The sequence below is a fragment of the Flavobacterium cerinum genome (assembly GCF_004028155.1).
Taxonomy (GTDB): domain Bacteria; phylum Bacteroidota; class Bacteroidia; order Flavobacteriales; family Flavobacteriaceae; genus Flavobacterium; species Flavobacterium cerinum.
This window is the reverse complement of record NZ_SBII01000008.1, coordinates 63,105-82,473: the sequence shown is the minus strand read 5'-3', so window position 1 is coordinate 82,473 and position 19,369 is coordinate 63,105. Positions and strand designations below refer to the sequence as shown.

The window sequence follows — 19,369 nt, the reverse complement described above, 5'->3', positions numbered from 1 at the left end:
ATTCCTGTTCGGTGGTTTTCAAATCTCTTACTGTTTAGGTTGGTGTTTGTTTAGGTTCCGGTTATATTATTGTACAGGTGTAACTTTAAATCCTTTGTTTTTTAATAGTGCAATAACACCATCGTTTCCATATAGGTGACCTGCGCCTACTGCAAAGAAAGTACTTTCCTGCTTCATGATCGCCGGCATTTTAGCAATCCATTTTTCATTTCTTACGGTAAGCATTGCTTTTTTTGCATTTTCGTCCATAAAACGTTTGTCGGTTACTATTTCATACAGTTTTGCAAGGTTCTGTTCTTTATAGGCCTTTGTCATTTCGGCTAGCAGATTGCTGTATTCTCCTTTTAGTTCCATTTGTTTTAAAATCTCCTGTATAGTATAGGAGTTGCCTACTGCAGCCATCTGGTCGGCAATAGTTTCCAGTCCGCCTATCTTTTTATTTTGTGCCATAGCTTTTGTTAAAAACTCTACTTCATACATTTTTATATCAGTAGGAGGGCATGCATAAGAACTCATGATCGAGAGTGACATTAAACCCAATGGTGACATGTTATCTGCTTGTTTAAGGCTCATTCCTACAGCCGATTTTAATATTACATCGGCCTTTTTTTCTTCTTCATCTGTTAGTAAGCTGGATAGTGTAGTTTCAGATTTCATTATGTTCTGCATTTCCTGTAGTTCTTTTGGGTCGTCCATGTCCACTTCCATTACCAGGTTAGGACTATTGTTAAAAGCGGTATTTACTTTTTCTTTGATCTCAAAATCCGGAGCGCAAAGCATATGAATGGTTCCATATACATAAGAAGGTTGTGTTAATCCGTTACCTTCAATTTTCCAAAGAAGTGAATTCTCGTTTTTTTCCTGTTTAGGCTGTTTTACGGTTTTAGCTTGTTGAGCGTTGCTAAATAATGTAAATGATAATGCTGCGATTAGAAAGGTTACTTTTTTCATGATTGATTGTTTTTGATGATTGATTATTAACTGTTGTTTTTTGATTAATGATTATATGCAGTATGTAAACAACATGTTGATTCGTTACAAAAAAAATAAAAAAAGTTTCAAAAGAAAATCATCATATAACGAAAGAGCCTGTAAATACAGGCTCTTTCAGAAAAAAATATTTTTTATACTTCGACGCGTTTCCAGCGTCCTTTTCTAAATAAAATTATACTTGCTATAGTCATGGTTATCTCTGCTGCAGGTATTGCAATGAATACTCCGGTAGGTCCCCAGCCAAGATGTTTTGCCATGAAAAAGGCAATAGGTATTTGGAACAGCCAAAACCCAAAGAAGTTAACCCATGTAGGTGTTTTAGTATCTCCTGCACCGTTAAATGCATTAAGCAGCACCATGCCAATACCATAAAATATATAACCTACACTTAGTATTCTTATCGCCTCTACTGCAATATCGTGCACCTTTGCATTATTGGTAAAGAACCACATTAAAGGATCGGCTGCTAAAAGGCAAATGATCATAATTACAGCCATATAAGCAACGCTGAATTTTGCGGTGACAATCACAGAGCGTTCTGCCCTGTCTACCATTTTTGCTCCCAGGTTTTGTCCTACCAGTGTTGCTGCTGCGCCACTAAGACCCCATGCAGGTAACATAAAGAACATCATTATTCGCAGTGCACTCTGGTATCCGGCAGACCCTTCATCGCCACCGGTTGTTGCTACTACTTCGGCAAGAAATATCCAGCTGCATGATGCAATAACAAATTGCAATACACCCGGAGCTGCGATTTTAACCAAAGCTTTTATCTGTTCCATATCCGGAATAAAATAAGAGGCAACTACTTTTAGCATCCCTTTACCATTGAATAAATTATAAAGTTGGTACAGTACACCAATGCTTCGCCCTATGGTTGTTGCGATAGCTGCTCCTGTAAGGCCGAAAGCCGGGATTGGCCCAAAACCATTAATAAAAACAGGGCATAGAGCAATATTAAAGATGTTGGCTATCCAAAGGCTTCTCATGGCTATTGCAGCATTACCTGCCCCACGGAAGATTCCGTTAAATAGGAATAACAGCATAATTACAAAGCTGCCACCCATCATGATCTGCATAAAGGGTGTTCCAAATTCGGCTGCTGCCCTGGATGATCCCATAAGCATAAGGATGTCGGTAGCATAAAAATATCCAAGTATTGCTATTGGCACATTTATACTTATAGCTACTACTATGGCCTGCATACCTGCCTTAGATGCCGAAACCGGATCTTTTTCGCCTACACGGCGTGCTACCACAGCTGTAGCAGCCATACTCATACCTATGGCGATAGAATAAATAATAGAAAGTACAGATTCTGTCAATCCTACGGACTGCACTGCAAAACTGCTGTTTTCAAGATGGCCGACGAAGTAAAGATCTACCAATGCAAAGACCGACTCCATCATCATTTCGAGCATCATCGGTATGGCTAAAAGCACTACTGCACGCCGAATGCTGCCTTGAGTAAAGTCTATATTTTCTCCTTTGAGAGATTGTTTTAGTAGTGCAAAAAAACGGGTTAATGCACTATCGGATTTGATTTCCTGTGTCATGGTTTGATTTGATAAGATTGATGAAAATAGATGAACCGGGCATTGTATAAATGCCTTTAAAAATTTGCGGGAGTGGTAGTCCTTAGTGGATTAGGACAGCAAATAACTTCATAGTTCTTAATTGTAAAGCGCAAATAAAAGAAATAATTTGGAAATAGCTGATGCGAATTTCTCAAAAATTCAAATATTTTTTTCAACAGCAGTATGTGCTGTGAACAAAAAGAAATGAAGTTTTAAGACCGATGGTTATGAGTTTTCAAGTAGTTTTTTGCTAACCCTTGCTGCTGCTATTCTGGAAGCGATGATGCCCAGCGTAAAGATGGTAAGCAATACAATTATGATGTTCATAAAACCAAAACCTACGGGGTATGCCATAGAAGCAGTTACCATGAATACTGAGAATTCCTGCTGTATTACTATGATAGTGATACCTAATAATAATCCAAAAATAGCTCCCAGTGTGGTTATAAAAATACCCTGGTAGAAAAAGATGTTACGCAGGTTTTTCACTTCGGCACCCAGACTGTATAAGGTTTTTATATTTTCTTTTTTATCCAGGATAAGCATGATCAATGCACCGGCAAGACAGAAAAGGGTAAGCACTACTACAAGCGAACAAAACAGGTAGGTTACTAAATTCTCTGCATTCAGCATTTTGTACAGCGAATCATTAAGCTGTGCCCTGTTTTTGATGATTACCTTGCTTTTAAAGATATTTTCGAGCTTTTCTCTCACGGCAGGTTCATCCGTGGGAGCAGTAAGTTTAAACTCTATTGAAGTAAGCTGATTGGTCTTGAACTGAAGCATTTCCTGTGCAAGGCCTAAATCTACAAATACATATTTGCCGTCTACATCATCATTAATAGAGTATACGCCTATAGGTAAAAGCCCCGATTTGTTAAAGGCATCTTCGGGGGTGTCTATCGTTCCTTTTCCGGGTTTGGGTACATAGACCTCAAAAGCACGGTTAAACTCGTTAAGCCCCATGGATAATTTGCTCAGGATATTACTTCCTACAACTGCCTGTGGGGTATTGGGTTCGATCCAGCTTCCGCCAAGCAATGCTTTTTCCATTGGGTTTACTTTGGTGAAAAGACTGTCAACCCCTTTAAGGTAGGCTACATGTTCTTTTTGGTCAAAGTAAAAAAGTACGCGCTCTTCGGTAACTTTAGAATAAGCTGTAACACCTTTTACGGTTTTTAGCTCTTTTTCCTGCTCAGGAGTTATCAGGAATGATTTCCCCGAGGCAGGGAGTAGTTTAAGATCAGGGTCTATAGCGTTTGTAAAACCAAGACTAAAATCTTTGAGCCCGCTAAATACAGAGAGAATTATAAAAAGCGCTGCTGTACTCACTACAATGCCCAGTGTTGCTATGCGTGTAATTATGTTTACAGCATTGCTTTTACTGCGGCTAATAGTATACCGCCGGGCTATGTAAAACGGGAAGCTCAAATTTAAGATTTCTTACGTTTATCCAGTAATTCAGGATTTGTAATAGGATTGTTTTCGCCTTTTAATTCGTTGTCAATTTTTTCGATCTGGTCTAAAGTGTCGTCAATGTAAAATACAAGGTTTGGTACTTTACGAAGCTGTAATTTAACACGCTGCGAAAGGTCGTGCTTAATAAGCGGTGCATTAGAACGCACTGCTGCAAGTATTTCGCCACCTCTTTCAGATGGGAATACACTTAAATATACTTTAGCTATAGAAAGGTCACTTGTTACATTTACTTTAGAGATCGAGATAATAAGATTGCTTACTCCGTTTTTTCTTATCTCGCCTTGTAATATATCTACAAGGTCATTTTGCAGCAATGCGCCTATCTTTTTTTGCCTATTTGTTTCCATGATGCAAAAGTACTTAAATTATAGTTTCAAGTTTCAGGTTTCAGGTTTAAAGTTATAGAAAGCCTTGTATATTGAACGGCGATAGCAGTAAATTTAAACCTGAAACCCTATTTTTTGAAATTTAAACGATTTCCTGACACAATTCTATCAGTACGCCGTTTGTGCCTTTTGGATGTAAAAAAGCAACAAGCTTATTGTCGGCACCGCGCTTTGGTGTTTCATTCAATACTATGAAGCCTTCTCCTTTTAAGCGCTCTATTTCGGCAATAATATCTTCTACATCAAAAGCAATGTGGTGAATACCTTCTCCTTTTTTCTCTAAAAATTTGGCAATAGGGCTATCTGGTGTTGTAGCCTCAAGAAGCTCTATTTTGTTTGGGCCGTTCATAAAGAATGAGGTTTTAACGCCTTCGCTGGCTACTTCTTCCATTTTATAAGCTGGTGCTCCAAACAGTTTTTCAAACAAGAGGTTTGATGTTTCCAGATCTTTTACTGCAATGCCAATGTGTTCTATTTTTCTCATTATATACTAATTCTTATTCTTGGGGTAAATGTATAAAAAATATAAAAAAGGGAATCAGAGGGAGTTTATGACGATATGCTTGTTTTGGGCGATAAAAATATCGTGACATACAGCATTTCATAATCCTTGCGGATTTGTAAATTGTAGAAGATGGCAAAATTTCAGTGGAGAAGAGTTTTTATTGTAATTTTTTTAGTTTGCAAAAACCTAATAATCAGTATTTATAATTTTTTTTGAAGTGAATGGATTAATTATCCTTTAAAATAATTTGTTTGAATTGAAAAATAGTAGTAATATTGCACTCTCTAAACCGGTCCTATAGCTCAGCTGGTTAGAGCACCTGACTCATAATCAGGTGGTCCCTGGTTCGAGCCCAGGTGGGACCACAGGTTTACAAAACCCTTCACAGCAATGTGGAGGGTTTTTTGTTATAGCTTTGTTCGTTTGAGATAATACGAACTTGATTCTCACCCTGGCAAATGAAAATCTTTATTAAAAATGAAAAAAAATAAAACTATTTTAATTATTTACGTAATTGTATTTTGTGTAGGAATTTGCTTTGCATATATAATGTTAACTAGAGAGATAAAAAAACACAAAAATGCCCCTGTAATAGACTTTGCTAATGGGGTAGATATAGAAGTAAAAGACATAAGTTTTGAACGTAATGGCTTGTTTCTAAATGGGAAAGAATATAATGCTAACGGAATAAGTGGTTATTCAAAATTTCATTATAAAGATTCTTATTTAGAATTAGAATCCATTAATGTCCCATTTATTTTAAGAAAACAGAAACAGAACGACACTTTAAAAATAATTAAAGACGAAAAAGAAATGTATCTTTTAGTATCTAAGGAGATTGAATATAGAAAAAATGGAGGTTTCGAAATTAATCGGTATTAATATTTTTCTTCTATCATAGTTATTTAAAATTCGAAAATTTCTACGGATGTAAGCATTAACTACACGCATCTGTTTAATGTTTATTTCCAAGTTGCTAAGATAATTCTTTTAGGTTTTTATTGTTTTTTGTTAAAATAATAAAAATAAAAACAGTAAAAAGATTTGATTTTGATTTTATTATTTCATATTTGCACCATATTTAATTAAAACATTATGAAAACAGGAATTGTTAAATTTTTTAACGAAACAAAAGGATTTGGATTTATCAAAGAAGATGGTGGTGATGAAGTTTTTGTTCACGTATCAGGATTAGTTGACCGTGTTCAAGAAAATGACGCAGTAGAATTTGATGTAGAAAATGGAAAAAAAGGTTTAATGGCAGTTAATGTTAAACTGGCATAATTTCTTATTTCTATTGTAATCCTTTTCGCATTTAGCGAAAAATGTTTTGTCAACTAATTTTACCGGTTCTTTTAGAATTGGATTTAAAAGGTTAAAAATGTTTTAAAACAGGAGATAATATTAGAATAGATAACATTGTTCGAATTCCAACATACTTATTAAAAGCTTCACAGCAATGTGAAGCTTTTTTTATTTTATAGGTTTCAAATTACGGTTGGGCGATTTGGCAACAATGCTAAAGGTTTGATAATATTATCTGGTCATTTAATCCATTTAAGTAAAGAATTTGTTATTTCAGCCAAAATCAAACGGCTGTTTTTTTATTCAGTATACATTTGCAGTACTTTTAGAATAGCCATGCTATAATTAAGCAGGCTGTTGGTAATAATAAGATTAGTAAAGAAATATATGGATAGTAAATTAATAAAAGGAATTCTCTTTGTAAGTATAGGTGCAGCAAGTTATGGTGTTTTAGCCACGCTGGTTGGACTGGCGTATAAAGAAGGGTTTAGTACTACAGAAGTGGTGACCTCGCAATATTTAATAGGGCTTACAACAATAGGACTATTGGTTTTGTTTAATAGTAAAGCAAGAAACGCGGCTCCGGTTGTAAATGATAAATATTTGATTCCAAAATTAATCGTTGGAGGTTCTACCTTTGGACTTACCGGTTTTTTCTATTACTTATCGGTTCATTATATTCCTGTTTCGGTAGCAGTTGTGCTGCTTATGCAGGCTATATGGATGGGTATTGTTGCAGAAGCCATTTTAACGAAAAAGTTTCCGGACATTTTTAAATGTGTTGCCGTGCTGATGGTACTGCTTGGTACATTGCTGGCTACAGATGCTATAGAGAACATGCACCTATTGGATGTTAGAGGTCTTATGTGGGGTTTGGCTGCTGCATTAATGTACACGATAATGCTGCTTATTTCTAACGGACTGGCTTTGAATATGCATCCGCACAGAAAGAGTTTCTGGTCCCTGCTTGGAGCTACTATCACGGTATTTATTGTAGGGTATTTTAATATGCCGGCGGATTATGATATTTCAGTGTTTTGGAAATGGGGATTGTTGTTAGCTCTTTTTGGAACTATACTTCCTCCCGTGCTTTTTAATTTGGGTATGCCTAAAACGGGTATCGGACTTGGATCTATTATTATTTCGATAGAAATACCGGTATCGGTAACTATGGCTTACATTTTGCTGGGAGAACGTGTAAACGGACTGCAGTGGGTGGGTATAGGAGTAATCATACTATCTGTAGTGCTTATAAACATCAAAGAGTTAAAAACAACATTTAAAAAATAATGAATTTTACAGATTCTCACAAACTGGATAACCCTGTGTGGCATTCTTTGTCTGAAACACATAATAAATTTGTGATCGACCATAATGGCATAAAATTTTATAATCCGGAGTATTGTTCTTTTGGAGGAGTAGGCGGTAATTATACTGCTGAAGCAATAAATGAATATGCAGAACTAACGAATAACTTCTTTATAGTAGGCGAAAAGCCAGATTTACCAAATGGCCTACAGATAAAAAATGAAGTAATTTGTCTTCAAATGGTTATAGACAAGCCAATTGATACCTCTATTTCGAATGAAATAGTACTACTTACGCCTTCACATACAGAAGCATTGTATCAGTTAGTTAATTTAGTGCAGCCAGGCTATTTTATGATGAAAACTGCGCTAATGGGAAACTATTATGGAATTTTTGAAAAAGGAGTTCTTATTGCCGTTACAGGAGAACGCATGCAGATGGATGCTTTTGTCGAGATTAGCGCTGTAATTACCCATCCGGATCATACAGGCAAGGGATATGCAAAACAACTCGTAGCACACGCTGTAAATACTGTTTTTAAACAAAAGAAAATACCTTACCTCCACGTTGTTAAGAGTAACATAGGAGCAATAAAGCTATATGAGAAGTTGGGATTTATAACCAAACGTGAAATTAGTTTTTGGAATATTGTAAAATAATTTGCTTTTAGTGTAGGAAAAAGGGCTTTTTGTATAATGAATACAGGCGTTGAAGTCTTACTGTATTATAGGGTTTGAGGCCAATTTGGAGAGGATTTATTTGCCGATGTTAAAATTTTTAAAAAATAAATCATAAAAAAAAGTGATTTATAATTTAATTGTTTCATTTTTGTGTTTTAAACAATATAATCATGGAAAACGGTACTGTTAAATTTTACAACGAAGCTAAAGGATTTGGATTTATAATAGATGATGCTACTACAAAAGACATTTTTGTTCACGCATCAGGATTAGTTGGCCAAATAAGAGAAGGCGATAAAGTTGAGTTTGAAGTAGAAAATGGAAAAAAAGGCCTAACTGCGGTAAACGTAAGAGTTATAGGTTAATTCTATTTTGTACATGCCGATAGTTTAAAGGGGATCAATTCTATTTGACTTAAATCGGTATGCTTATAAAGGTTCATGACAAAAGGTTTCACAGTGATGTGAAGCCTTTCGTTATTTATAGGTATATGGTAATAATAGTATTGAGGTAAGTTATTTTGGCAATAGCCGAAATGTAATTTACAATTTGCTAACACTATTTTGGCTGTTTAAGATGTACTTAAGTCTCAAAGTTCTGTATTATAGTTGGTTGTGTTTGTTTTTTTATTCTAAGAATTAATGGTTTTATAAAAATTGATGTAGTTGCTTGTGGTTGTAGTGTTTATATATTAGATAGAATATAATATTCATAATTACACAACTTATAAAACATAACAAATGGCAAAGCAGTTAATCTATGCTCTGGTTTTGGTTTTTAATTCGCTCCTGCTTTTTGCGCAAAATCATCTTCCGGTTCAAAAAGGATACGTAACAATTGTAACAGGTCAGAAAATGGAATTTATAAATTTAAAATTCCAGGGTGATCAGGTTCTGTTTACCAATGTTACTACAAGATCTGAGTTTACTTATTTTCTTAATTCCATTAAACGAATAGAAGATATGGATAAGAATATAATTTATCAGAAAGAGGAGGTCGTTAAAAGCGATGGAGTGGCCGTGAATAAATCTTCCGATCGAAGTTTAATAAAAGAAAGTTCTGGGGCTCTAATTGAAAAAGACCATTTGGAATTCAGGAACTGTTCAAAAATTTTACTTAATGGAGTTAAATTGACGCCAGCAGAGGTGAAAGAAGCTTTAAAATCCAATTCTTATGCCTTAAAGAATTATAATTCAGGGAGAACATTAAATACCATAGGTACGCTATGTATAAGTTTTGGAGCAGGACTTATAGTTGGAGGAGGTTATAGTAATATGACTACAGCAAACGATGAAAATAGTACTAAAAAAGGTTCTCCTGCTCCTATAATTGCAGGGCTTATTATAGGGGCGATCAGTATACCGCTAAAGATAAACGGAAGGGAAAAAGTGAGGAAGGCAATAGCAGATTATAATAGAACTCCTGTTACAGAAAAATTTAAACCCAACTATGAATTTTATGCAAAAGTTGACGGTAACGGATTCGGACTTGCTTTGAAATGGTAATAAGCAGGAGATTGATGTACTTGTAGCGATATAAAAAAGGCTTTTCAATTCGAAAAGCCTTTTTTATATGTTTTATTTAGTCGAGCCGCTTAAGGTTTTTTCAACCAGTGCAAAATGACTCTTTATATATTCTGATGATTTTGGTTTGATCTTATATTCTAAAGAACCTTCGGTAGTTTTTACTGTAATTTTAGATATCTCTGTAGTTAGCAGTTTTTTAAAATTTGCTTCCATTTGTTCCATGCTGCTTCCTTTTGGGCCAAGCGCAAAAGCTGCTTTAAAAGATTCAGGATTACAATCGGTATCGGATATCTGGAAACACTCTATTTTGCTGCCGTCTTTTAGTAGAATGGTTACATTGTTTGCAGATTGATTTATACATCCCAGTTTGTTGTTGTTATGAAACATATCCAGATCTATAAAGTAGGTCTCTACTTTTTTTCCTTTTGCAGTCCCTGATTGGTATCCTGCAGAGAAGAAAGCCAGTCCGCTTTTTGCTACAGTATCCTCTACTTCAAGCGTATTTCCTCTATGATTTTTTGTCATTATCACTCTGGTGCCTGTTGCTGGATCGTTTGTGTTCACTGCAATGCTTTGAGCTATTGCCGCATTACCTGCGAGTAACACTAATAAAAGAAGTTGTTTAATTTTCATTTTCAGTACAGTAAGATTATTTTTTATAGCAAATATATGAGTTATGCCTTAATTTTATAATAACTATAAAAATTTACTACAAAAAATAATCCCGAAGTAATTTCCGGGATTATTTGTCTAAAATAAAAAGTATAATCAGAGAAAGTATTAAGCTGCTTTTAAAACGGCTTGTCGTTTGTATCTTGAAATTAGGAGTAATGCTGTTGCGGCCCCGGTTAGTGCCATGGCAACACCTACTAAATTAGGCGACGCATAGCTATAGCCTGCAATTAAAGGCAGTCCGCCTAGGAATGCACCTAAAGCATTACCTACATTAAAGCTGGCCTGTATGGCTGCCGAAGCAATCATTTCGGAGCCTTTTGCTGCCTGAATCATTAACATTTGCACAGGAGCGACTAGCGCAAAAGAAAGGCTTCCGGTTAAAAACACAAAAAACAAGGATAGTGTTTGATTCCCTGAAAGAAAATATACCGCCAATAGGTCTATCGCCATTGTGATAAGCAGGGCCAATACTGTATAAGCAGGAGAGAAGCGATCGGCGAGTCGTCCGCCAATAAAATTACCCACTACCATTCCGAGTCCGGCAAGTATAAGGATATATGGCACGTCTTCGGCTGAAAAGCCTGAGATGTCTGTAAGTAAGGGAGCGATGTAACTAATCCAACAGAACAAGCCTCCTGTGCCAATAGCTACAATAAAGATAATAAGCCAGGCTTCGGCTTTGCCAAAGAATTTAAGCTGGCTTTTCATGCTGTCGTTATTTTTAGCCGGCAGGTTGGGCATCCAAAGCAATAACGATATGATGGTAATGAGACCAATAACCGTTATAAGTACAAAAGTATAACGCCAGCTAAAATGATGACCAATATATGTCCCCACCGGAACTCCGGCAAGGTTGGCAATCGTTAAGCCCGAGAACATAACGGCAATGGATCGTGCTTCTTTACCCTTGTCGGCTAGACGGCTGGCAACAACAGCGCCTACACCAAAGAAAGCCCCATGTGGCAGTCCTGAAAGGAAACGGGAAGCAAAAAGCAGGTTGAAGCCCGGTGCGATAATAGATAGTGCATTAAAAATAGTAAGCATTATTGCCATAGCCAACAGCATTTTTTTAGGCGGAAAGTTTCTACCTGCAATAACCAGTAGTGGTGCGCCAATAACAACGCCCAAAGCATAAGCCGAGATTAGGTATCCTGCCTGCGGAATGCTGATGTTAAGGTCGTTTGCAATATCTGGGAGTAAGCCCATCATTACAAACTCTGTAATGCCTATGGTAAGTCCGCCCAGGGCGAGCGGTAATAAACTTAATTTCATATGTAGATGTATTAATTTGGAGGTGCAAATTTACGACACGATGTAATGAAAAAAGTTGTACATTTATGATACATGATTGTAATTATATGATATGAAAAAGCTCAGCCAGTTTGAAACCCTTGTGATCGATGAATTTGAGGAAGAGAAATTTCGCCTGCCCTGTCATGGGCATACTTATTATGAACTTATATACATCATAAAAGGGGAGGGTATGCACCATATAAACCACAATGTTATTCCGTATAAGGATGGCGACCTGTTTACGGTTTCGCCCAATGACGAACACTATTTTGATATTCACAGCAGTACCCGATTTGTGTTTATAAAGTTTACCGACAGTTATTTTAGTTCCAAAAAGAATCTGGCAACCGATGATTTGCTGCTAAATACGCCCGAAAATATTATGCGGGAAAGACTGCTAAAGGAAACAGTACTGAATCTTGATGAACCCTGCCGTACGATCCTTAAAAATACGGTGGCTAACATTACGGCCTATAATTGCAGGAAAGATGTATCAGCATCGCCTATTGTTTTTTATCAGATACTCTCTATTTTCGGACTGATAAAAGAAGCAATGAAGAGTATGGAACTGCCGCCACAGGGTTGCAATTTTGACAACAAACAGATCATCGCCTACATACACCAGAATGTGTATGACCCCACAATGGTACAGATAAAAGTTATTGCGGCTCATTTTAGCATAGCGCCAAGTTATTTTAGTGCCTACTTTAAGCGTAATTTTGATATGACCTATCGCGATTATATAAACAACCTGCGTACCCAGCTAATTGAAAAGCGTATTACCGGCCGAAACATGCCCATTAAGCAAATTGCCCATGAGTTTGGCTTTACCGACGAAAGCCACCTTTCCAATTACTTTAAAAAACGAAAGAATATAAAGCCAAGTGATTTTGGGAAATAAAAAGGAATACTAATAACGCTTTGAAATAGGCTTTTCGAATAATTAACTCCCCAGCTTGACTTCCTTAACCGGACTGAAAATTCCGGTGCTGCCTTCAAGGCGGCGTAAAATGGTAATGCTGTCGCATAGCCATTCATCGTGGTAGTCAAACACGGTAAAGTCTTCAATGCGGTCAAAGTCTGCAACAGCGATATTGCGGGCAATGGTAACGTGTGGGTGTATTACCTTTTTGGCGCGTGGTGTTTTATCGAGTATGCTGGTTTGGCGATAGCTTCTTTTTGCTATCGGTTTTGGATCCAGCAGTTCCATAAGGTTGTTTATGGGTGCAGGATCTTCAATCTTCAGGCAGAGTGTGCGTGAAACACCTCCGTGTTTTAATACTTCGTGTCCGGCAAGTTTAACTGTAAAAGGCGCTACTGAAGCAGCTACTTTTTTCACCACCTTTAGTACCTGATTGTCTGTCGTGGCACGTTGCTTAAACAGCGAAATGTGAGCCACAGAACGCCTGTTGTAGTCTTCAATGCCTATTAGCGAGTGCAATTGTTCTTTTAGCCCGTCTACGGCTTCTTTTATAGCATCGGCAGGGGAGAGCAGCACGAGGTATTCGTACACATTCTCATTAAAAAGGGTTAATTGAGCGTTGTTCTTTTTGGCCATTGTTTTTTCTGTGATTGCAAAAATAGGTTTTTTTGCGCAATGGTTTAAAGTTATATGGGTGAGTTTTAATCTTGCTATTTTACAGTCAAGCTGAGCTTGTCGAAGCGCGGTAATTGCTAAATAAATTGTTTGTCTTTCCTTCTCGAAATGACAGCTGAATTTATTTCAGGAGATGCTCGGCAATAATAGTCCACTTTTCGCCATCATTTTGTAACAGATAGAAAGACTCTGCTCTAAAAGCCGCGCTGTACTTTTTATGTTGGTACACATCTATAGCGCGTTCGTACTGCTCTGGAGAGAGGTCACGAAAAGCAATGGTCATGTGTGGATGAAAGCGGCGCTCTGTAAGCGCAATGGTTATGTGAGGGTAAGTGTTTTCGAAGCTGGTTAAGATAGCTTTCTGCAATCGTTCGAGAGCAGGACTCATTACAGGTTTTACATAAATTACCGGATTGTCTTTGTTCTCAAAGCTGCCAAAGTCTTCCAGTTCTACCATAAATCTGTCTACACTCGGGCGGATATTCTCAAACCACTTTAATAAACCGTTGTGTTCTTTAGCAGTAAGCTTAAAAGGGGCTTTAAGCGTAATATGAGGCATCGTTCTTAATGCTTTGCTGCTGTTGTAGTTTAACGCAAAATCGTTTTTAAAACCGGTTACTTCGTTAGCAACGGCATCGTGCGGAATCAGGGCTATAAAGTAGAGGCTGTCTGCTGGCATTGGCATTGATTTACTACAAATATACCACTTATTAAAAAGCAGTATGCTCCATTAAGCACTTGATTGCCTAAAATTAACATTGAAAAATTAATAGGGAATAGCGATTATTGTTACCCTAAAATCACAAACTGTTAAATGTATTTTCTACTGTTGTAGTAAATAATTTAGGTTTAGACAGTTATTGTTTTATATCAATAATGGTTCTTGGAATTATTGTTTTTTTAGTTTTTTTGACTTCATTTTTTGATGCGAAGCCTTATATTTGCTGGGGATTTCGAGGAAATCAACTTTATTGTAAGAACCACGGAATTTATATGTAAGACGATTCATGAACGATTAATAATTTCAAAGAAAGTGATATAGCATATAATTAGTAGTTTAAGTTATATTTCTATAAAATGCTGCCATTGGCAGCATTTTTTTTTACAAAAAAAGGGACGCTCGTGGCGTCCCTTTTCAACTTTAATTATTTAAAAGTTATTCTTTAATTATTGCTTTTTGAGCTACAGATACTCCGTCTTCTCTCATTACGACAATGTATTGTCCTGCGGCATATCTGCCAAGGTTTACAGTCCATTTGCCTTGTTGAGCTTCAGGTGTATGAGTTTCAAGCAGTACGCCCATTAAGCTGTAAATTTCGATAGATCTGCTTACTGCTTTTTCATTAGCAAAAACATAAGTAAGACCTGTTACATCGCTAGATGGGTTTGGTGCAACAATAAGGCTGTTTAATCTAGCCATTGCATTACCATTATCTGTATCACCGTTAGGGTTAACCATAGACGTTATTATATCACATATAGGCAGTGTAATTTTGTCTGTTGTTCTGCATATTTCGCCTCCTTCAAGAGTTGTAGTTAACACTATTGCTAAACTTGTACCTCCTAAATATCCTGTTGGGATAAAGTCTAAGTGGAATCCACTACCTCCTGGAGGAACAGTTACTACTGATGGAGTAAATATACCCATACCATTATTAACAGTGCTAATGTTAACCTGAATTGGGTAACCATAAGGGTTATCAATATACATGTCTATTAAGTAATGGCAGAATGGTTTGTTTTCTACTCTAATATCCTTAACATCATATTTAATTGAGCATTTACATTGTTCGACTTTAACCTCCATATTTTGCGTTTCCTTATAGCAAATGTCATTTCTTAAGCCCATTTTGTAAGTTCCCGACGAGGCAATGTAATAATTTGGAACAGCGCCAACACCAGACTGAGTCACTAAGAAGTCTTTGATCCATCTCCATTCATCAAATTGTGCCTGAGGTGCAGGTCCAAGAATTTCAACTAAACCTTCTTTTCTATCCATACAGAATTCATAACATCCTTTAGGGAATATCCAGAAATATTCTTCAGGATCTTTAGGTACATCAAATTGTGCAGTAGATGTACATCCGCCAAGGTTTGTAAAGGTTACCATGAATGGGCCTCCGTTATTTACCTGGACATTAGATCCTTGAAGACCATTGCTCCATGTGTATGTTCCGGCAGTTCCGGCATCAGCAGTAAGTTGAACTGTGTATGGATCACATCCTATTACTGCATAATTAAGTATAGGAGCCTGTGGTGTGCTATAAACTGTAACTACATGATTAGCTGAGCTAACGCAATATCCTCCAGAACCATCCGGTACCCTTACTTCTACTTTAAATGTGTATGAGCCAGGTGCGTTTAGCGAGTAGTTAAGTGTTGCAGAGCTGCTCCATGGTGCTATTTGTGTAGTGCCAAGTAACCATCTGTATTCAAGATTGCCTACTCCTGCATAACCGGATAATTTAAATGGCTGGGAAACACATACAGCATCCGGGCCTGTTACTTCAGCATCCGGGCTCATGATAAATTTAACTGGTGTAGCAGAAATCACTTTTGTACATCCAAGAGTATTTCCAACAGTTACCCAATAGCTACCAGAATTATTAACCTGATATGTAGGTGATGTTGAATAACCAATTATACCTTGATCGCTCATCCATGTATAGTTTGAAGGAGCTGTACCTGTACTGTTGTAAGTAAGTATTACTGGATCGCCTTCACAGTTTGGAGATGTTGAGGTAAGGTTACCATCAAGCTGATTAGGATTTACATATACATTAACAGAACTTGTACTTGAACATCCGTAGATGTTAGATACTGTTAGGTAAATCGTTTTAGGACCAGGTGAACCGTAAACTTTTACAGGTTCTGGCTGATGGTTAGTTGAACCGTCACCAAAGTTCCAGAGATAAGATAAACCAGCTGTTGCTCCAGACCCAGAAGTCAATTGGAAACCTGTACCATCGCACATTGCGTTTGGAGTTATAATGGTGGAATTAGGCATTGCAGGTAGGTTAAGTATCATTGCATCCGAACATGACGGGAAACCTGGTCTGCTTAATGTAACTCCTATGGTGTGATTTCCAGGAAGTACATTTATAGAATAGGAAGGTGTCGTTGGAGAAACCGCATACTGGTTGGTGCCTACAGTAAATACTTTACTTGTTGGTGCAGTGCTTGGATAAAAGTTTGAGTCGTCTATTAATGTAAGCGTATACATACCTGAAGGACCACACACTACCGAATATTTAATTTTTGCGATATACGGTATGATCTTATTCTCAACAGTAGTAAGTTTACATAGCTGATTGTTTGCATTCAAATAAAAAGCATCATAAATTATGGTGTGATTACCTGCTTTTTTATATTTAAAGCTGGCAGAGTTCTGCGTGCTCGTTGATACCGTAGCTTCAGGACCTGCGCTCCAAGCGTAAGATACAGGAGTAGGGTTAGATGTTGCAGTAGCATCAATTACATTGCAACCATTCTGAGTTAAACCTAGAATAGTCGTAGGTAGTGGACTGATAATGCAGCCATTATTACACTTGTTAATAACTCTAACAGTATTCGTAAATTGGCCACATCCGTTTGGATTTTGAACCCATGCACGGTAATCTCCAAAATCGGTTACAAAGAGATCATAATTAGTTGTACCTGTAGATACAATACCACCATCTTTATACCATGTGATATTGGCTGTGCCTGTAACTCCACTTTGTATAGTTACCGTAAGCATAAATGGATCTACAATATCACAAAATGTTTGATCTGGGTCTGGCGTTATAAGTGCTACCGGTGCCGGATTAACCACAACGGTTTTCGTGGCTGTTGCCGGTGTTAAACAACCGTTAGGGTTTGCTACCATAACAGTTATAGTATAAGATGTGCTTGATGCCACATTGCCATATTGATGTGTCGGTACTATATTTGCAGCTACAGTTACCGGTGCGCTTCCATCTCCAAAATCCCATGTTGCCATTCCGCTTGATAGAGAAGGAGAGATTGATGGACTAACAGAATCGCCGGGGCATATTGAATTAGCCACACCAGTTATACTGATTAGAGGGCTAAGTACAACAGTTACAGGGTAGCTGGCAGTGTACCATACATTACATTTACGAACTTTAAGTATAACTTCAGTGTTAGGTAAAGAAAGTTGATTCCATAATATAGTAACATTATCTGAGCCATTGCCGCTTGCAACGCTACCTGCTATTGCAGGAGATACGCTCCACTCATATACTTCACCTAGTGTAAAGTTGCTGTAGTATTGATTTGTAGAACTCGCACAAACCGGGTTTACATTTGTACTAATATTTACTAATACTTTAATAGGTCTAATTCTTTTAGCAACTTTATATGATGCACAGTGTGGTGCAGCAATATTTTCACGCCAAACTCTTATATTGTAAGTGGAAAAGCCCGGGTTAAATACTACAGTGACAGCGTTGCCATAATTTGAGCCGCTTATAGTACCGTTAGTGACTTCCCATCCTATTACTGTACCAGGAACATCATTAAAAATACTATATTCTATCGGTACTCCTGTACATATTGAAGTTGGACCCTCAATATAACCGGTATCAGGTGGTGCCGGGATAGCGTCTACTCTTATTATAAATGGTGAAGATGGTGGGCAGAAATCATCTCCTGTAATACTTAGAGTGTAGTTTCCAGGAATGTCGAATGGATCTTGGAAACTATTTCCAGTAGAAGTTGCTATTGAATTGTCTGGTCTTTTTAGTGTCCATGTTCCAATGTAGCCATTGTTTACAGTATATGTTTGTTGAGTGTTTTGGCAAAGTTCTTTTGGTCCGGAAATAATACCCATGGCTTTAACATGAATATTGAATTCTGTATAGCCGCCACATTTTAACATTGAGTTTTGGTAGGTACATCTTAAAGTGATGTTGCCTTCCATAACCGTATTAACAATTACTTCGTTACGTTGATCGGTATTTATAATAGATGCACCTGTACCATTAGCTACTATGCTCCATACAAAATCTGTAGTTGGCCATTGTGGCAGCTTATACCTGTATTGATTATTAGCACATACTACAGCATCACCAAGTATTTCAGTTTTTGATGTTACTACCGGTACTTTGATTGCAATTTGTGCACATCTAAGTCCGCACTCACTTCCATCATAGATAACATAACCGAAGCCGCCTGGACCTACATTATCCCACTGAACTGTTATTGTGCCTCCATAAGGCTGCTGTGAAAGAATTGTTCCACCTTCTACTTTCCAGTTATGGTGTCCGTCACATTCTTTTGCAATTTCTTCTGGTATACTATAATCATCTGTGGCATTTTCACATACTACAGAATTACATGTAATAGGGAATGCCTTTGTATCATGAATATAAATATCATACTTAAATGTCTTGCTGCAGTTACACTCATTGGTTACAGTTAATTTTACCGTTTTTCCTCCAGGTTGTGCGTAAGTATGTGTCGGTTCAAATTCCGAAGAATAAGTATCATCACCAAAATCCCAGAAATAAGAGATTATTTGTGATCCGCCGTTAGCACTTGAGGTATTTGTAAAGTATATTGTCTCTTCAAGACAAAACTCTTTAGACCCAGGTACTATAATAAAACTAGGTTTTGGCCCGGTTATTACTTCCAGGCACATTTCTTTAGTGCGTTGCCCGTTTGGAGTCATATACGTAGCGGAAACAAATCCGTAGCCTGCATTCCCCCAGTCTACAACACATGAAGTGCCGCTGTTTGATCCATTAATAGTACCTCCGGTAACAGTCCATACTATTGACCAGATACTACTCGAATTGTTTAATGTGTAAGTAACCTGGCTTTCTTCGCATACTCTAACACAGTCGCCTGGTCCAATATCTGGAGTATCAGCAGCTGCTTTTTTATCACGAGGTTTGTAAATCTGGCACCCAGATTCTTTGTCCCATGTGAGGGTAACGTTTTGGGCATTGAGGTTGTTAAACATCATCAGCCAGAAAAGGCATCCCAAGATAAACTTGAGACGCTTCTTTCGTCCTGTAAGGTGTTTCTTCATAATTTGTT

At 37.3% G+C, this 19,369-nt stretch carries 17 protein-coding genes and 1 tRNA gene; 8 read left to right on the top strand and 10 right to left on the bottom strand.

Annotated elements, in window-relative coordinates:
* Positions 1–66: 66 nt before the first annotated feature.
* The 5 genes from EPI11_RS11675 to mce all read right to left on the bottom strand — a co-directional run bounded on the left by EPI11_RS11675 (position 67) and on the right by mce (position 4,919).
* On the bottom strand, positions 67–951 hold the full coding sequence (locus EPI11_RS11675; RefSeq protein ID WP_128390155.1) for a TraB/GumN family protein: 885 nt from the start codon (positions 949–951) through the stop codon (positions 67–69).
* A 173-nt stretch (positions 952–1,124) separates the two neighbouring features.
* Complete coding sequence (locus tag EPI11_RS11670; protein WP_128390154.1) at positions 1,125–2,549, bottom strand: MATE family efflux transporter; 1,425 nt, start codon at positions 2,547–2,549, stop codon at positions 1,125–1,127.
* Positions 2,550–2,795: 246 nt separating this feature from the next.
* Positions 2,796–4,001 carry an ABC transporter permease gene (locus EPI11_RS11665; protein WP_128390153.1) on the bottom strand — a complete coding sequence of 402 codons (1,206 nt, stop codon included), beginning with the start codon at positions 3,999–4,001 and terminating at the stop codon, positions 2,796–2,798.
* 2 nt (positions 4,002–4,003) lie between these two features.
* A complete protein-coding gene (rbfA, locus tag EPI11_RS11660) occupies positions 4,004–4,396 on the bottom strand; it encodes a 30S ribosome-binding factor RbfA (protein ID WP_128390152.1) in 393 nt (130 codons plus the stop codon).
* 121 nt (positions 4,397–4,517) lie between these two features.
* Positions 4,518–4,919: a methylmalonyl-CoA epimerase gene (mce, locus tag EPI11_RS11655; RefSeq protein WP_128390151.1), complete on the bottom strand. Its 402-nt coding sequence runs from the start codon at positions 4,917–4,919 to the stop codon at positions 4,518–4,520.
* 312 nt (positions 4,920–5,231) lie between these two features.
* Between mce and EPI11_RS11650 the strand changes: the two genes are divergently transcribed.
* From EPI11_RS11650 to EPI11_RS11620, 7 genes are all read left to right on the top strand, one after another.
* Positions 5,232–5,305, top strand: a tRNA-Ile gene (locus EPI11_RS11650).
* Between the two features lie 112 nt (positions 5,306–5,417).
* Entirely contained in the window at positions 5,418–5,822 is a 405-nt protein-coding gene (locus tag EPI11_RS11645; RefSeq protein WP_128390150.1) for a hypothetical protein, read from the top strand.
* Positions 5,823–6,035: 213 nt separating this feature from the next.
* Positions 6,036–6,224 carry a cold-shock protein gene (locus EPI11_RS11640; protein ID WP_128390149.1) on the top strand — a complete coding sequence of 63 codons (189 nt, stop codon included), beginning with the start codon at positions 6,036–6,038 and terminating at the stop codon, positions 6,222–6,224.
* 408 nt (positions 6,225–6,632) lie between these two features.
* Positions 6,633–7,535, top strand: coding sequence for an EamA family transporter (locus EPI11_RS11635; protein WP_128390148.1), 903 nt, complete (start codon positions 6,633–6,635; stop codon positions 7,533–7,535).
* Entirely contained in the window at positions 7,535–8,212 is a 678-nt protein-coding gene (locus EPI11_RS11630; protein WP_128390147.1) for a GNAT family N-acetyltransferase, read from the top strand. The genes EPI11_RS11635 and EPI11_RS11630 overlap by 1 nt, the downstream gene beginning before the upstream one ends.
* A 191-nt stretch (positions 8,213–8,403) precedes the next feature.
* Positions 8,404–8,598 carry a cold-shock protein gene (locus tag EPI11_RS11625; RefSeq protein ID WP_128390146.1) on the top strand — a complete coding sequence of 65 codons (195 nt, stop codon included), beginning with the start codon at positions 8,404–8,406 and terminating at the stop codon, positions 8,596–8,598.
* Between the two features lie 375 nt (positions 8,599–8,973).
* Entirely contained in the window at positions 8,974–9,738 is a 765-nt protein-coding gene (locus EPI11_RS11620; RefSeq protein ID WP_128390145.1) for a hypothetical protein, read from the top strand.
* Between the two features lie 72 nt (positions 9,739–9,810).
* Here EPI11_RS11620 and EPI11_RS11615 read toward each other — a convergent pair whose 3' ends face one another.
* Positions 9,811–10,392 (bottom strand): hypothetical protein, encoded by a 582-nt coding sequence (locus EPI11_RS11615; protein WP_128390144.1) that lies wholly within the window; start codon positions 10,390–10,392, stop codon positions 9,811–9,813.
* A gap of 147 nt (positions 10,393–10,539) precedes the next feature.
* Entirely contained in the window at positions 10,540–11,706 is a 1,167-nt protein-coding gene (locus EPI11_RS11610) for an MFS transporter (RefSeq protein WP_128390143.1), read from the bottom strand.
* A gap of 91 nt (positions 11,707–11,797) precedes the next feature.
* Between EPI11_RS11610 and EPI11_RS11605 the strand changes: the two genes are divergently transcribed.
* Positions 11,798–12,628 (top strand): helix-turn-helix domain-containing protein, encoded by an 831-nt coding sequence (locus EPI11_RS11605; protein WP_128390142.1) that lies wholly within the window; start codon positions 11,798–11,800, stop codon positions 12,626–12,628.
* Between the two features lie 42 nt (positions 12,629–12,670).
* Here the strand turns inward: EPI11_RS11605 and EPI11_RS11600 are convergent, their stop codons facing one another.
* The 3 genes from EPI11_RS11600 to EPI11_RS11590 form a co-directional block, all read right to left on the bottom strand.
* Positions 12,671–13,285 (bottom strand): 2'-5' RNA ligase family protein, encoded by a 615-nt coding sequence (locus EPI11_RS11600; protein ID WP_128390141.1) that lies wholly within the window; start codon positions 13,283–13,285, stop codon positions 12,671–12,673.
* 160 nt (positions 13,286–13,445) lie between these two features.
* Positions 13,446–14,003 (bottom strand): 2'-5' RNA ligase family protein, encoded by a 558-nt coding sequence (locus EPI11_RS11595; protein ID WP_164879164.1) that lies wholly within the window; start codon positions 14,001–14,003, stop codon positions 13,446–13,448.
* Positions 14,004–14,480: 477 nt separating this feature from the next.
* The gene (locus EPI11_RS11590; protein ID WP_128390139.1) at positions 14,481–19,361 is read right to left on the bottom strand and encodes a PKD domain-containing protein; all 4,881 of its coding nucleotides are present in this window, start codon (positions 19,359–19,361) and stop codon (positions 14,481–14,483) included.
* Between the last annotated feature and the right edge of the window lie 8 nt (positions 19,362–19,369).

Excerpts from the sequence above, each read along its gene's own strand:
- EPI11_RS11645 (WP_128390150.1), top strand. The coding sequence starts at position 5,418 with ATGAAAAAAAATAAAACTATTTTAATTATTTACGTAATTGTATTTTGT.
- EPI11_RS11675 (WP_128390155.1), bottom strand. The coding sequence starts at position 951 with ATGAAAAAAGTAACCTTTCTAATCGCAGCATTATCATTTACATTATTT.
- EPI11_RS11605 (WP_128390142.1), top strand. The coding sequence starts at position 11,798 with ATGAAAAAGCTCAGCCAGTTTGAAACCCTTGTGATCGATGAATTTGAG.
- EPI11_RS11625 (WP_128390146.1), top strand. The coding sequence starts at position 8,404 with ATGGAAAACGGTACTGTTAAATTTTACAACGAAGCTAAAGGATTTGGA.
- mce (WP_128390151.1), bottom strand. The coding sequence starts at position 4,919 with ATGAGAAAAATAGAACACATTGGCATTGCAGTAAAAGATCTGGAAACA.
- EPI11_RS11615 (WP_128390144.1), bottom strand. The coding sequence starts at position 10,392 with ATGAAAATTAAACAACTTCTTTTATTAGTGTTACTCGCAGGTAATGCG.
- EPI11_RS11610 (WP_128390143.1), bottom strand. The coding sequence starts at position 11,706 with ATGAAATTAAGTTTATTACCGCTCGCCCTGGGCGGACTTACCATAGGC.
- EPI11_RS11640 (WP_128390149.1), top strand. The coding sequence starts at position 6,036 with ATGAAAACAGGAATTGTTAAATTTTTTAACGAAACAAAAGGATTTGGA.
- EPI11_RS11635 (WP_128390148.1), top strand. The coding sequence starts at position 6,633 with ATGGATAGTAAATTAATAAAAGGAATTCTCTTTGTAAGTATAGGTGCA.
- EPI11_RS11630 (WP_128390147.1), top strand. The coding sequence starts at position 7,535 with ATGAATTTTACAGATTCTCACAAACTGGATAACCCTGTGTGGCATTCT.
- EPI11_RS11600 (WP_128390141.1), bottom strand. The coding sequence starts at position 13,285 with ATGGCCAAAAAGAACAACGCTCAATTAACCCTTTTTAATGAGAATGTG.
- EPI11_RS11670 (WP_128390154.1), bottom strand. The coding sequence starts at position 2,549 with ATGACACAGGAAATCAAATCCGATAGTGCATTAACCCGTTTTTTTGCA.
- rbfA (WP_128390152.1), bottom strand. The coding sequence starts at position 4,396 with ATGGAAACAAATAGGCAAAAAAAGATAGGCGCATTGCTGCAAAATGAC.
- EPI11_RS11590 (WP_128390139.1), bottom strand. The coding sequence starts at position 19,361 with ATGAAGAAACACCTTACAGGACGAAAGAAGCGTCTCAAGTTTATCTTG.
- EPI11_RS11595 (WP_164879164.1), bottom strand. The coding sequence starts at position 14,003 with ATGCCAGCAGACAGCCTCTACTTTATAGCCCTGATTCCGCACGATGCC.
- EPI11_RS11620 (WP_128390145.1), top strand. The coding sequence starts at position 8,974 with ATGGCAAAGCAGTTAATCTATGCTCTGGTTTTGGTTTTTAATTCGCTC.